Raw genomic sequence first — 13,872 nt, 5'->3', positions numbered from 1 at the left:
GTTCGTTTGATAAAGGTTTTATGATGTTTTTGCAATTACTTTAGTTTTAGTCCGTCATTATAAGCATTTCCTACCTTCCTGCCAAATCCCAGGTAATTACGGTTAACAGGATCGTATATGATAGGTTTCAGTTTATCGGGATCTACTTTCCCGTCAGTTAAAATACTCTCATCCGCATTGACATTTACAATCTTACCAACTAAAATTTCATCTTCAAAACTTTTCACCTTACATTCAAGTGCAAAGGGCAATTCATCGATCAGAGGAGCATTTACAAATTGGCTCTTTATTGCATGAAAGCCTGCTTTCTCAAATTTATCAGGTACCTGGTTTCCCGATACTACCCCCACATAATCACAAGGAACAACCATGTCCTCTGTTGCAATACTTACGGTAAATGCCTTTGTTATAGCCAAATTCTTAGCTGTTTTATGATTTGCAGACAAACTGATTGTAATTTCATTGCTATCGGTTATAATTCCCCATGCTGCATTCATGGCATTGGGAACACCGTTCTCATCATAAGTTCCTATAATCAACACCGGCATAGGATACAAATACGGTTTTGGACCGAAATTTACTCTGCTCATAATACTCTCCTTTTCTAATCTGCTTATTTTTCATTATAATATATTTTAATTCAGATTAAATAACCCTGACATAATTTTCATTTTCTCTTACATTATATCTAATCGTAACATATCTATCAATTTATAATAAATATTTTTTATACAATAAACTCATATAAAAAAAGACCGTCTGTTTAGTCAGACGTCTTTGAGATATTTTTATTTCTTTTTTACCGGGAAACAAGCTAAAGGGTAACAGACGTATCCTCCTACTATTTTCCCCTTTAAAAAAACACCTTATATTCTTATCCTGTTTAATTTGATTCTCCAAAATGTCTTTCTTAATTTTAATTAATCATCTTCCACAGCGTAAACTCAACGGTATATCCCTTTTACTATTTAAAGCATCCGAAATTCTATTTTATAGTAATAAACTTAATATTTTTAGTATAAATTTGTCAAGTATATACATGTTAATTTATTACATTTATATTTTTATTTAATTGCATATTAAGGCACCGTAAATTATCAATACCTGTCCTGTAATATAACTCGCTTCATCAATAGCTTATAAAGCAACTGCACTTGCAACTTAAAATTCTTTCTTTAATTCGCAATATATTACATATAAAAAAACCCTTGATATATTCCCTAAGAATATAACAAGGGTTTTGCTAATGTTTTTATTATATCTGTTTTTTATACACAAATAATATCAGACGATTTATGTATTTACTTTTTATCAGTATCCATTATTTCTTCAAGTATTTTTGCCACAGAGTCAAACCAATCGCCTTCAAAAAGCTCAATTATTCCTTTATCGCAAGCTGCTGATATTTTCGGATCTATCGGAAGTTTGGCAAGTACTTTTAAATTGTGTTCACTAGCTATTTCATCGATATGGCTGTCACCGTAAATCTTATGCTCCTTGCCGCAATCCGTACACTTAAAATATGACATATTCTCTACTAAACCGATGATGGGAATGTTCATCATTTCAGCCATCTTAACTGCCTTTGTAACTATCATGGATACCAGCTCCTGGGGTGAGGTAACTACGATTATTCCATCAACGGCTATAGATTGGAATACTGTAAGCGGTACATCCCCGGTCCCCGGAGGCATATCAATAAACATAAAATCCACATCTTTCCAGATAACATCTGTCCAAAACTGCTTTACTACACCGCTTATAATAGGTCCTCTCCAGACTACTGGATCGGTATCATTATTCAAAAGCAAATTCACTGACATAATATCTATACCAGTCTTTGTTTTGACAGGATTTAAACCCAATGCATTACCTTTTGCTTTTTCTTTTATTCCAAACGCCTTAGGTATAGAAGGTCCGGTAATGTCTGCGTCCAGTATTGCCGTATGATATCCTAGTCTGTTCATAGTAACCGCAAGCATGGAAGTTACAAGCGACTTTCCAACTCCACCTTTGCCGCTGACTATACCTATAACTTTTTTGATATTGCTTAATTCATGCGGATTTTCATGAAAATCATGTTTCTTATTTCTTACCGAGCAGTCTGCAGAACAGCTCTCACAACTTTTATTGCAATTTTCACTCATAATCAAATCTCCTTATCTAAATTTATTGGCATACAGAATGTCTATTATAATGCATAACATTACTTTTAAAAGTATTTTCTTGTTGAATATCGTAAAAACTAAAATAGAATACCGGTATCCTTATAACGGTTTTATCATTTAAGTATTTGGTTTATTTACATAAACCGATAAAATTTTTATTTACTCATTTATTATTATCCTGCTGACGTAATATGTCAATATAAAATAAAAATATATAGATTCCTTTAATTACATAAGTAAATATATCTTTTTTATTTCTTCAACAAAAGAGCGCTTGTTTCCGAAAACCATAATCAATTTATAATGAAATCTAAGCTCTTTAATATAAACTATGGATTGTACCTTCAATTATTCAGATATTTATTTTATCAGATAAGACATGATAAGTTATATATTACAGGAATTCATTTACGATATCTGTCGTTTAAATTGCATGATCAAGAAATTGTTTCATTGTATTCTTACTGCTCAATAACAGCAAAACATATAAAATTCTATTTTATTTATAAACCTTCAAGCTATATAATAAATTATGAAGGAGGTTTAAGTTTGAAAAGTAAAAATAATATTTACAAAAAACTATTTGTTTCATCTTTTTACTTAAGTGCTTTTACTTTTGGAGGAGGATTTGTTATCATTCCTTTGATGAAAAAGAAATTTGTAGACGAATTGCAGTGGATTGAGGAAAATGAGATGTTAAATTTAGCCGCTATAGCTCAATCTTCTCCCGGAGCGGTTGCGGTCAATGCAGCGATTCTGATAGGTTATAGGGTTGCAGGTATATTAGGTGCTATAATTACAATACTTGGGACAGTTTTACCACCTTTTATAATCATTTCTGTTGTTTCCGTTTTCTATACTGCATTTAGGGACAACCTCATAGTAAATGCCGTCCTTAAAGGTATGCAAGCAGGTATTGCTGCTGTTATTGCCGATGTTGTCATCAATCTCGGCGGCAATGTTATTAAGGGAAAGGACATTATATCCGTATTAATTATGGCAGGTGCTTTTATATCCACATTTTACTTTAAAATAAATGTTGTTTATATTATTTTAGTTTGCGGATTTATAGGGGCAATTAGAACTTTGTTTCATAGCAATAAAAATAAAAAGGATGATAATCTGTGATACTATTAAAAATTTTTTGGAGTTTTTTTCAGATCGGCTTGTTTAGCATTGGCGGAGGCATGGCAGCAATTCCTTTAATTCAAAATCAGGTGGTTACTATTCATAACTGGCTGACATTATCTGAATTTACCGATCTCATCACTATTGCTGAAATGACCCCAGGCCCTATAGCAATAAATTCAGCCACATTTGTTGGAATAAGAATTGCAGGTATTCCGGGTGCAATTGTTGCTACAATAGGTTGTATCTTTCCTTCTTGTATTATCGTTTCGCTTCTTGCATGGATTTATTTTAAATATAAGCAATTGACAGTTTTACAAGGGATATTGTCCGGTTTAAGACCAACCATAGTAGCCTTGATTGCTTCCGCCGGGTTAACGATTTTTAGTCTGGCAATTTGGGGAGATAACGGTTTTTCATTGGATTTTCAGTTAATTAATTATGTTTCAGTTATAATGTTTGGGCTTGCTTTATTTATTTTACGAAAACTAAAACCTAATCCCATTTATGTCATGCTCGGATCAGGTATTATCGGCGGAGTTATTTACATGATTCTATAATTGTTATAAATTAAATTTGCTCCATTTGCATCCTCTCATTCTTCAACCACAGCAACAGCATCTATTTCAATAAGGCACATAGGATTTGCAAGCCAGGCAACCTTTAAAACTGTAATTAACGGTGGATTTTTCAGCTCCCCTACAGTTTCTCTAAATACCTTAAATCCTGCTGCCGGGTCACACCCGTCTACTATATAAATATTAAGCTTTATAACATCATTAAAGGATGCATTTTGAGATACCAACGCAATTTTAAGATTTTCTAAAACTTGCTTTGTCTGAAGTTCAAAATCGCCTTGCCCTACTAACCGGCCTTCTTCGTTAATGGCATTTTGACCTCCGATATATATTGTTTTCACATTGCCGCTGAGAGTAACTACCTGGCTGTAAGCTCTTGAATTGAATAAGCCTTCCGGGTTTATATACTCTACCTTCTTATTATTCATCGTTTTATCTCCTTTTCGACATTATAATTGTATTTATTAATATAATTACCGATAATTTTCCTTTTTATCTCCAAAATCTGTTATAGTCTTTTTTGCTTTCTATATTATAAGCTATAATTTTTCTCAGCAATTCATAATCTACTTTATCGGTCCATTTGATTCTGAACAGTAGCTTTGTATAAGAGTACCCTGCTTTTTCTATATCCTCTTTAAATAATTCTAAAACTTCCGCTTCCGGTGCAACTGATATATGATTTTTTGCTGTACTAAATGCAATAATAAACGTTCCATGATCGGTAAACATGGGCTGGTTCCACCTGATTTCATCTTTTAGCTGTGGAAATTCTGTTTTTATATAGTTAAATATACTTTCCAGCTTTTCTCTTTTATCAGGATCATCTATATTATTTAGATAAGTCATAAAATCTTTCATGAAATCATCTCATTTCTTATATTTTATATATTCTCTTAGTAATATCCTAATATTACCGTATCAACCCATATAAAAACTCTTCTTATATTCTTATATCATCCATATTTTACCTGTATTATGCTCAATTTTATCATTATTATTTATTTTTTTCAATGAATATAAGAAACCCTTGATATGTTTCTTAATACATAACAAGGGTTTTGCCAAATTATGTTTGTATAATATAAAAAACTGTTTAATGCTCGGCTTATATTTTATTTCAGAAGTGCATTTGCAATAAGTTTATCAAATTTTCTGATATGTACACCCTTTTGCAGATTGATTTTTATGTGGCCGGCTCTTGTCCAAAGCTCAACCTCCGCATTAAAATCCAGGAATTTTCCCGCATTTTCGGTTGACCACATAATTATTGAAGAATACGGCAATGAGTAAATTTCAACTTTTTTCCCGGTAATACCCTGAGCATCTCTTACAATCAATCTTTTATTGGTAAATATGGCGCTGTCACGAAAAGTTTTGTATGCGGCAACAGCAAATTCACCTTCAACCAATAAATCATTTACGTCACTGGGGATAGGGCATTCCGATATTAATGTCCATGATAAAATATTGTCCATTTCCGGCATTGTAAACCTCCTTAGATATAAAATAAACATAAAAATACGTATTGTATCATGTATAATAATTAATTTAATTTATCCCCTTCTATTGTTAACTGCTCTATTTTTACTTATTGTCTATATCAAATCTTCTTTTAATTTTTTTATAATTGATGTATCTGCCGGTACAAAATCATAATCTTCCAATTCTTCCGGCCTAACCCATTTGATTTGGCTGTGAGCAGTCAGTTTATATTCCCCGCCAATCCTCCTTGCTTTAAATACATAAAGATTTATAGTACCTATCTCTTCTATATCGTATCGGTATTTAATTTCAGCAAATAAATCATCCACTTCTATGGTAATTCCCAGCTCTTCCTTGATTTCTCTTATCAGACATTCCCTAAGAGTTTCGCCGGCTTCAACTTTCCCTCCTGGAAACTCCCATTTACCTGCCAGTTTTTGACTCTCTTTTCTTTGGGCTATCAGTATCTTTCCGTTTTCGATAATAACCGCAGCAGTAACTTCTTTCATAAGCATTTCTCCTGTTTTTTTATAGATCATTAGTAAAATGGTTGTTTTGCAGCATCAAATAGATTTAATTTATTTTATCATATATTTATATAGTTAATTTTTGAATCTATTTATTATTATTATTATTTATAACGCATTTTTTCCAAATCTTACATACTTAATTTCATATTTATTATACTTCAAAATAATATCCGGATAATTAATTATTTATTAAACTAAAATTGCAATTTCAAATTGAACACTAATAGAATTAAGTTACCTGTACTTTGGCAATCGAATACACCTGATCCAAAAACTCATCAAATAGTTCTGTTGGTGTCCGGTATCCAAGATGCTTACGAGGAAGTTCATTCATCTCATCAGCAAACCACAGGATCTGTTCTGCAGTATATCTCTCTATTGATACTCCTTTGGGTAGATATCTGCGGAAAATCCTGTTATGACGTTCATTTTGGGCCCTTTCCCAGGATGAATATGGATGAGCAAAATATATCTTCACTCCCCATGCCTCAAGTTCAGACAGCCTCTCAAATTCATTCCCGTTGTCTGCAGTTATGGTTTTGAAGATTTCACTGAATTTTGTTTCTCCGTATTCTTCCCTTAGGGTTTCCATGGCTGCCATTACAGATGCCGCATCTTTGCCGGGAATTTTAAGTGCTATATAATAATCGCTCTTCTTCTCAACCAGCGTGAGTACGACAGATTCATGACCAGCCTTGTGCCCGACAACCGTATCGATTTCCCAGTGGCCGTATTCCTCTTTAATGTTTGCTATTTCAGGGCGTTCATCAATACTCCTTCCAAGAACACGTTTGTTCCTGCGAGCATTATTCTTCTTGGATTTCCTTGACAAGGCTTCTGGTAAATCGTGCGGTACCAACGGCAAATTTCCGGCCCACAGTTCGTTATAAAGCGTCTTGGTACAGACAATCTCCTCATCAGAAAACAGCTTATGGAGTCTGGCATAACCTACGCAGGCATCAAAAGACCAATGATACTCCTTAACCTGTTTAACAACCCATTGTAGGAACTTTGAATGTTGTTTTAGAGTATGTGGCTTATGGCATCTTGACCTGTTGATTTCGTAGTTCAACTGGCCACGTTTTGGCGAATACTCAGGGTTTCGTCCTCTGTTTCCATTCCGCTTGCCTGTTCCACGCCGAAGCTCATACATTACGGTAGAAGCAGAACAATTGATTGCTTCTGCGGTTTTTCGAAGGGAGTAGCCGAGTTTGATAAAAATTTTGATGCTGCAACGGTCTTCAAAATTTAAGTGCTGGCCCCTTTCGCGATCGGGTGTAAATGTGGTAGAATAGGTTTGATCCATGGTCGTGCTCTCCTTTGGCAGGTTTTGTTGTGGTGACTTAATTCTACCAAAAGAAATCCGACATGGATCTCTTTTATTTAGTTGTTCAATTTGATTTTACAATCAACCATTATTTATTAAAATATATCTTATTGTAAATAATATATTTCCTAATATTAATACATATCAAAAAGACTTAAAAAAAGCGATAGTGTAAAATAAGTTGTGTAAATAAAAATAGAGAAACTCCGAGGCTTATGGTAAAATGTTTAACGACCAAATCAAACAAACACCATTTAACGAAGGAGTTTCTCTATGACGAATGATAACACAAATACCACAAAGAATCTAGACCTTAATCAAACATTAAATGATTTTCTGATTGGTCTTTTAAAACAGACTATGGAACGCCTCATGCAAGAAGAACTCACAAATGTTCTTCAGTATGAAAAATATAGTTATGACGGTCGTGGAACAGGTAATTCCAGAAACGGTTTCTATTATAGAGATTATGAAACCAGGTATGGAACAATCCATGATTTAAAAATCCCACGCGATCGTAACAATGAATTCAACCAACAGCTTATACCTCCTTATGCCAGACGAGATGATTGGCTAGAAAGTCTCATTATACGCATGTATGCCAATGGTGTTTCCACCAGAGAAATCGCTAACATTATAGAAAAACTATACGGTAATTCATATAGTGCTACAACTATTAGCAACATTACCGATGTTGCGATTGATGAGGTAGAAAAGTGGCATAAACGCGATTTAAAGAAGCGTTATAGTATTATTTATATAGATGCTCTACATGTAAAACTTAGACGCACTACAGTTGATTCTGATGCTGTTTACTTCATACTTGGCATTGATGAAGATGGCTACCGAGAAGTAATTGACTTCTTTATAGGTACTAATGAAAGTGCCTATGTTTGGGAAGAAAACCTACATGCAATCAAAAGTCGTGGTGTAGAGCAGGTACTTCTTTTTGTCATGGATGGTCTGGCTGGCTTAGATGAGGCAGTCCACAGGGTATACCCAAAAGCTGAAATTCAGCGCTGCATAGTTCATAAAATCCGCTCTTCCATAAAAAATATCCGTAAGAAAGATATAAGTGCATTTACTACCGATTTAAAGGCCGTATATGAATCACCTAACATGGAATTAGCAAAAAATGCTTTGGACGAACTTAACCAGAAATGGGGAAAATCCTATCGCAAAGTAGTTGATTCCTGGTGTTACGATGATCAACTATTTACTTATTTTCTATTTCCAGAATCTATTCGTAAATGCATTTATACAACCAATTGGATAGAGCGCTTTAATAAGGAAGTTCGTCGTCTAACCAAGACGAAAGACAGCCTACCTAACGAAGATGCATGCAGCAAACTGGTGTACTTTAAAGTCATTCAATACAATGAAATATGGTCTACCAAGAAGCTAAGGGGTTTTGCTATGGCTTATGATGACCTTCAGGAAATGTTTAGTCTAAAGTATTCATAAATTTATTTACACAAAATTCTTGACACTATCAAAAAAGCAAATACCCTTTATGAGTATTTGCTTTTAAACAAACAACATTGACCTGATATTTTATTTTGTAATTAGTAACAGCTATTTTCTTATAGAATCATGTCGCTAGAATTTTATCACTTTCGGTGCCTCGGTAAATGAGTAAAAAATAGCTCACAAATCTCAGCTTTGGGATTTTCCTGAAGGCCTGACCCTTGGCTGATCTCCTTCCACAGTTGTCAGATAATATGTTCCGCAATTTTTCAAAAACTCATAAACTTCCTGCATTGTGATATCCTCCTGTCTTTCAATTATTGCCCTGTTATTTGCCAATTTACTATCTAACCTTTAACATTTTATACCTGTTAAGCAATCTTTTCAAGACAGGTAATACCATGTTGTATTACGAAAATATTGATCTTATAAATAATAATAATTTATTATTTATATTTACTGCTTTTAGGTAAAGTTATCATTGAATATATGCATAATAAACCGTCATTATTACGGTATAAGGAATAAGGACATACAGCCATCCGGCTCCAAATTTACGGGTGCGGATCGGAGCCAGATTAAAGACAAGAAGAATTATCATAACAGTATATAAAATAGTTGAAAATGTCTGATGTGATAAGAACCTTTCAAATATAAATATAAAGGAAAGAATAATTGCATTGTTATCTAAGGCCAAACCTTTATAAGTATTTTTATCAATCATCCCAAAAACATTAAAATAACTTAATCTCACAACCCCTCCTGCCACAATCAGAAAAGCTCCTGGGAAAAAAGACGGTTTAAATTTTCCGAAACTTAATAAAATAACTGCCGGAAGGATTCCGAAACTTACTATATCAATAAGTGAATCCATTTGAGTACCTACAGCCCGATGATAATCGGTACGGTTTTTAAGATTTCTTGCAATTATACCGTCTGCCCAGTCAAAAATGACTGACCATATAAGACCTATCAATGCATAATAAAATTTTCCGGTTACAGAAAAGTATATACCTGAAAATGAGCATAAAAGGCCTGTAATAGAGCAAATATTGGACGGATCTTTTAGAAAATAAAGCATATTATATTCAGAATCATGATTAATTTCTCCTCTTGGCATACAATAAAGCCTCCTGCCCGCTGAAACTTATAGTAAATGCTTTTGCCCTACCGGATTTACCAAGTATATTTTGAAGAGCAGTTATAAGAAGATTATTTTCTTCTTTAGTTTTGACTGCTACCCTGATATACTGTCCGTCTATTCCTTTTTTGCCTGACAGGTCTTTAATAAGGATATTGTACTTATTTAGCAGAGTTTCTGCCAAATTAACGGCAAAATACCCGCCAAGCACTTCACACATAACGTAATTTGCCTCTGTAGGTATAACCCTAAGATTCGGTATCTTTTTTAAATCCTCAACAAACTTGTCTCTGGTTAATTTAAATTTTTCCAGAGCCAATAAATATTCTTTCCTGTATTTTTCACATATTTGTAGATAAAATTCAGCTATTGAATTTATATTCCATATAGAAATATCTTTCTTTATAAATCCGATTAACTCCTCATCGGCACTTGCAGCAATTCCAAGACGAAGCCCGGGTACTCCGAAAGATTTTGAAATACTTCTTACGACTATGAGATTCTTATATTGCCCAAGAATTTCTTCGGTAAGAAGTGTCTGAGGTCCGGATGTATTTGCAAAATCTACAAATGATTCGTCAACGATTAACCTTATACCTTTTTTCTGTGCCCATCCGGCAAGTTTTAAAATATCAGACCTTTCGATGAAATTGCCTGACGGATTGTCAGGATTAATTATAAGAAGAGCTTTTATGCCGGTATTTTCATAGTAGTTGATTAACTCATCAGAATTATATGAAAAATTTTTGTTGTTGGGATAAAAAGGTACTATCATATTCTTATTCAAACGGTTTGGGTATTCCTCAAAAGTAGGATAAGTTATTCCAACTTTGCCTTCGACTGTCTTCATCAATGAATTTATAAGTTCTGATGCCCCGTTGCCCGGACAAATATGTTCTTTTTTAAGTCCGTAATATTTGCCCGCTATAAGGCTGTTTACTTCAATTCCTGACGGATAGTTAGATATTAATTTATCTATACTGCTTTTTATTTCCTCAATCATCTTCTTTGGAGGATAGAAAGGATTTACCAGATAGCAGAAATCTATCAGCTTAGGATATCGCCAGTACCCTCCATACCTTGTTCTAATCTTGCCAAATCCATTTTCAGAAAATATGGATTCTGCTATATCAAGATCCTGCACATCGTCGATTTCATACCACGGTTCGCCTTCAAGCACTTCTGCTTTAATCGTAGACTTTTCCATTACACTTAGAACTTTTAGAACCTGTTCGTAATATTCGTTACTTCCCCTGGAGTCGATATATGCTTTTAAAAAAGGAACATAATATTGTTGCAGGAAATGTTTGCTGAATTTATAGATATTCACGGTTTTATAATATTTTTGAATATCATTAAAATCAAAATTCTTCTTCTCAATAAAACTGGTTATATTATTTTGGCTGTCAATGGTGACAACGGTTCCGTCCATCCAATTTTCGTATTTGGCTACTAAAGCCAGATCAGGATAAGGATTGTTTATGAGCCTTCTAAGTACCCCATCACTAAAAATTAAATCCGACTCCAACAAAAGGGTATCATCTTTTTGTAAACATTCCCGTGCTATGTACAACGAATAAATATTGTTGGTCTTTTTATAAAAATCATTTTTAACAAATGATATGGGGGTTTTGATATCAAGTGAATTGATATAAGAAATGAGTTTATCGGCTTTGTAGCCTGCTACAATAATAATTTCTCTTAAGTTTAACCTGTCAAGCTGATTTAACATTCTTTCAATCAGAGTTTTACCGTTTACTTTGACCATGCATTTAGCCGAATCTTTTGTTAAATCTTTTAACCTTGTTCCCATTCCTGCTGCTAATATTAAAGCCTGCATATTTTCACCTCATTCCGTTATTATTTTTTTGATATAAGAATAATGAAAATCGCATGCTTTAGTAGTAACAACAGAAAAGCGCCGTATAATTACATACAGCGCTATAAATGCATAATCAAATTGGCCTCTTAAAATAGGTTATATAATAGGTGGATAGCAAATTCATATGCTAAAGACCGGACAAGAATACCTTTAAGTTATTAAACACAAAACGGTTTTTCCTGCTGTATTAGCGCTGCACATAAATCTGTCATTACCGTTTTGAATTTTACTGTTAGCACTCTTATTTACCGAGTGCTAAGACATTATTTATATAACATATTATTTATGATTTGTCAATACAGTTTTAGGCTGCAAAAATAAACTTGTATATTATAAAACGGTTTGCATTAGATATTTATTTAATTTTTATCTATAAAAATAAGCCTTGATAGTGTCAAGAATTTTGTGTAAATAAATTTATGAATACTTTAGACTAAACATTTCCTGAAGGTCATCATAAGCCATAGCAAAACCCCTTAGCTTCTTGGTAGACCATATTTCATTGTATTGAATGACTTTAAAGTACACCAGTTTGCTGCATGCATCTTCGTTAGGTAGGCTGTCTTTCGTCTTGGTTAGACGACGAACTTCCTTATTAAAGCGCTCTATCCAATTGGTTGTATAAATGCATTTACGAATAGATTCTGGAAATAGAAAATAAGTAAATAGTTGATCATCGTAACACCAGGAATCAACTACTTTGCGATAGGATTTTCCCCATTTCTGGTTAAGTTCGTCCAAAGCATTTTTTGCTAATTCCATGTTAGGTGATTCATATACGGCCTTTAAATCGGTAGTAAATGCACTTATATCTTTCTTACGGATATTTTTTATGGAAGAGCGGATTTTATGAACTATGCAGCGCTGAATTTCAGCTTTTGGGTATACCCTGTGGACTGCCTCATCTAAGCCAGCCAGACCATCCATGACAAAAAGAAGTACCTGCTCTACACCACGACTTTTGATTGCATGTAGGTTTTCTTCCCAAACATAGGCACTTTCATTAGTACCTATAAAGAAGTCAATTACTTCTCGGTAGCCATCTTCATCAATGCCAAGTATGAAGTAAACAGCATCAGAATCAACTGTAGTGCGTCTAAGTTTTACATGTAGAGCATCTATATAAATAATACTATAACGCTTCTTTAAATCGCGTTTATGCCACTTTTCTACCTCATCAATCGCAACATCGGTAATGTTGCTAATAGTTGTAGCACTATATGAATTACCGTATAGTTTTTCTATAATGTTAGCGATTTCTCTGGTGGAAACACCATTGGCATACATGCGTATAATGAGACTTTCTAGCCAATCATCTCGTCTGGCATAAGGAGGTATAAGCTGTTGGTTGAATTCATTGTTACGATCGCGTGGGATTTTTAAATCATGGATTGTTCCATACCTGGTTTCATAATCTCTATAATAGAAACCGTTTCTGGAATTACCTGTTCCACGACCGTCATAACTATATTTTTCATACTGAAGAACATTTGTGAGTTCTTCTTGCATGAGGCGTTCCATAGTCTGTTTTAAAAGACCAATCAGAAAATCATTTAATGTTTGATTAAGGTCTAGATTCTTTGTGGTATTTGTGTTATCATTCGTCATAGAGAAACTCCTTCGTTAAATGGTGTTTGTTTGATTTGGTCGTTAAACATTTTACCATAAGCCTCGGAGTTTCTCTATTTTTATTTACACAACTTATTTTACACTATCTAAGCCTTTAATATCAATCGGATATTAACGGCTTTTTATTTTATATATTCTGTTTATGGTAAATGTAAGTTACATAAACTGCACATTAACACCTGCGGGGTCCTTTACAAAGAAAAACTTAACCTGCGGCAATGGTGAAATTATCGGTGTAGGTTTAAATCCAAGTTTTTCGAATTCTTCCCTTTTTGCCTCAACGTCCTGTGTCTTAAACCCTATAGACAGATATTTATTTCCGGCATCAAAAGCTTCAGGATTATTTATAATTTCAATATATGTTTCCTGCTCTCCATCGGCTAAAAAAACTATCTCTTTTCCCATAGGTCGCAAATCGTTCTGAATGTTTAAGCCAACAAATTCCCTGTAAAATTTAATTTCTTCCTCAAACTTTGAGGTCTGTATTGTTACATGCAGTAATTTCATTCTTTCCTCCTTATAATTTTTTAAACAAAT

The 13,872-nt window shown here is 33.7% G+C and carries 14 protein-coding genes; 3 read left to right on the top strand and 11 right to left on the bottom strand.

Features of this window, described 5'->3' with window-relative positions; genetic code table 11:
• Positions 1 to 35: 35 nt before the first annotated feature.
• Positions 36 to 590 carry a flavin reductase family protein gene (locus tag HHT355_RS04185; RefSeq protein WP_103202165.1) on the bottom strand — a complete coding sequence of 185 codons (555 nt, stop codon included), beginning with the start codon at positions 588 to 590 and terminating at the stop codon, positions 36 to 38.
• A gap of 711 nt (positions 591 to 1,301) precedes the next feature.
• On the bottom strand, positions 1,302 to 2,147 hold the full coding sequence (locus HHT355_RS04180) for an Mrp/NBP35 family ATP-binding protein (RefSeq protein ID WP_103202164.1): 846 nt from the start codon (positions 2,145 to 2,147) through the stop codon (positions 1,302 to 1,304).
• Positions 2,148 to 2,717: 570 nt separating this feature from the next.
• Here HHT355_RS04180 and HHT355_RS04175 point away from each other — a divergent pair.
• Positions 2,718 to 3,296, top strand: a complete 579-nt coding sequence (locus HHT355_RS04175; RefSeq protein ID WP_103202163.1) for a chromate transporter — start codon at positions 2,718 to 2,720, stop codon at positions 3,294 to 3,296.
• Positions 3,293 to 3,856, top strand: a complete 564-nt coding sequence (locus HHT355_RS04170; RefSeq protein ID WP_103202162.1) for a chromate transporter — start codon at positions 3,293 to 3,295, stop codon at positions 3,854 to 3,856. The genes HHT355_RS04175 and HHT355_RS04170 overlap by 4 nt, the downstream gene beginning before the upstream one ends.
• Before the next feature lie 35 nt (positions 3,857 to 3,891).
• Here HHT355_RS04170 and HHT355_RS04165 read toward each other — a convergent pair whose 3' ends face one another.
• The 5 genes from HHT355_RS04165 to HHT355_RS04145 all read right to left on the bottom strand — a co-directional run bounded on the left by HHT355_RS04165 (position 3,892) and on the right by HHT355_RS04145 (position 7,195).
• Entirely contained in the window at positions 3,892 to 4,302 is a 411-nt protein-coding gene (locus tag HHT355_RS04165; protein WP_103202161.1) for a RidA family protein, read from the bottom strand.
• A 64-nt stretch (positions 4,303 to 4,366) separates the two neighbouring features.
• Positions 4,367 to 4,735, bottom strand: a complete 369-nt coding sequence (locus HHT355_RS04160) for an iron chaperone (protein WP_103202160.1) — start codon at positions 4,733 to 4,735, stop codon at positions 4,367 to 4,369.
• A gap of 254 nt (positions 4,736 to 4,989) precedes the next feature.
• Positions 4,990 to 5,361, bottom strand: a complete 372-nt coding sequence (locus tag HHT355_RS04155; RefSeq protein WP_103202159.1) for a PH domain-containing protein — start codon at positions 5,359 to 5,361, stop codon at positions 4,990 to 4,992.
• A 111-nt stretch (positions 5,362 to 5,472) separates the two neighbouring features.
• Positions 5,473 to 5,868, bottom strand: a complete 396-nt coding sequence (gene mutT / locus HHT355_RS04150; protein ID WP_103202158.1) for an 8-oxo-dGTP diphosphatase MutT — start codon at positions 5,866 to 5,868, stop codon at positions 5,473 to 5,475.
• Between the two features lie 250 nt (positions 5,869 to 6,118).
• Entirely contained in the window at positions 6,119 to 7,195 is a 1,077-nt protein-coding gene (locus tag HHT355_RS04145) for an IS30 family transposase (protein ID WP_103202157.1), read from the bottom strand.
• Positions 7,196 to 7,489: 294 nt separating this feature from the next.
• On the opposite strand from HHT355_RS04145, the gene HHT355_RS04140 reads away from it, so the two are divergent.
• Positions 7,490 to 8,680 carry an IS256 family transposase gene (locus tag HHT355_RS04140; RefSeq protein ID WP_103202154.1) on the top strand — a complete coding sequence of 397 codons (1,191 nt, stop codon included), beginning with the start codon at positions 7,490 to 7,492 and terminating at the stop codon, positions 8,678 to 8,680.
• A 481-nt stretch (positions 8,681 to 9,161) separates the two neighbouring features.
• Here HHT355_RS04140 and HHT355_RS04130 read toward each other — a convergent pair whose 3' ends face one another.
• From HHT355_RS04130 to HHT355_RS04115, 4 genes are all read right to left on the bottom strand, one after another.
• Entirely contained in the window at positions 9,162 to 9,803 is a 642-nt protein-coding gene (locus HHT355_RS04130; protein WP_103202156.1) for a CDP-alcohol phosphatidyltransferase family protein, read from the bottom strand.
• Complete coding sequence (locus HHT355_RS04125; protein WP_103202155.1) at positions 9,784 to 11,664, bottom strand: aminotransferase class I/II-fold pyridoxal phosphate-dependent enzyme; 1,881 nt, start codon at positions 11,662 to 11,664, stop codon at positions 9,784 to 9,786. The genes HHT355_RS04130 and HHT355_RS04125 overlap by 20 nt, the downstream gene beginning before the upstream one ends.
• Before the next feature lie 459 nt (positions 11,665 to 12,123).
• Entirely contained in the window at positions 12,124 to 13,314 is a 1,191-nt protein-coding gene (locus HHT355_RS04120; RefSeq protein ID WP_103202154.1) for an IS256 family transposase, read from the bottom strand.
• A gap of 177 nt (positions 13,315 to 13,491) precedes the next feature.
• Complete coding sequence (locus tag HHT355_RS04115) at positions 13,492 to 13,842, bottom strand: VOC family protein (protein ID WP_103202153.1); 351 nt, start codon at positions 13,840 to 13,842, stop codon at positions 13,492 to 13,494.
• Positions 13,843 to 13,872 lie beyond the last annotated feature (30 nt).

It is taken from the genome of Herbinix hemicellulosilytica, assembly GCF_002904165.1.
GTDB classification, from domain to species: Bacteria; Bacillota; Clostridia; order Lachnospirales; family Lachnospiraceae; genus Mobilitalea; species Mobilitalea hemicellulosilytica.
This window is presented reverse-complemented; position numbering and strand designations above follow the sequence as displayed.

Bases quoted from the DNA above. Each gene is read 5' to 3' on its own strand.
- HHT355_RS04185 (WP_103202165.1), bottom strand. From the start codon at position 590: ATGAGCAGAGTAAATTTCGGTCCAAAACCGTATTTGTATCCTATGCCG.
- HHT355_RS04180 (WP_103202164.1), bottom strand. From the start codon at position 2,147: ATGAGTGAAAATTGCAATAAAAGTTGTGAGAGCTGTTCTGCAGACTGC.
- HHT355_RS04165 (WP_103202161.1), bottom strand. From the start codon at position 4,302: ATGAATAATAAGAAGGTAGAGTATATAAACCCGGAAGGCTTATTCAAT.
- HHT355_RS04160 (WP_103202160.1), bottom strand. From the start codon at position 4,735: ATGAAAGATTTTATGACTTATCTAAATAATATAGATGATCCTGATAAA.
- HHT355_RS04155 (WP_103202159.1), bottom strand. From the start codon at position 5,361: ATGCCGGAAATGGACAATATTTTATCATGGACATTAATATCGGAATGC.
- mutT (WP_103202158.1), bottom strand. From the start codon at position 5,868: ATGAAAGAAGTTACTGCTGCGGTTATTATCGAAAACGGAAAGATACTG.
- HHT355_RS04145 (WP_103202157.1), bottom strand. From the start codon at position 7,195: ATGGATCAAACCTATTCTACCACATTTACACCCGATCGCGAAAGGGGC.
- HHT355_RS04140 (WP_103202154.1), top strand. From the start codon at position 7,490: ATGACGAATGATAACACAAATACCACAAAGAATCTAGACCTTAATCAA.
- HHT355_RS04130 (WP_103202156.1), bottom strand. From the start codon at position 9,803: ATGCCAAGAGGAGAAATTAATCATGATTCTGAATATAATATGCTTTAT.
- HHT355_RS04125 (WP_103202155.1), bottom strand. From the start codon at position 11,664: ATGCAGGCTTTAATATTAGCAGCAGGAATGGGAACAAGGTTAAAAGAT.
- HHT355_RS04120 (WP_103202154.1), bottom strand. From the start codon at position 13,314: ATGACGAATGATAACACAAATACCACAAAGAATCTAGACCTTAATCAA.
- HHT355_RS04115 (WP_103202153.1), bottom strand. From the start codon at position 13,842: ATGAAATTACTGCATGTAACAATACAGACCTCAAAGTTTGAGGAAGAA.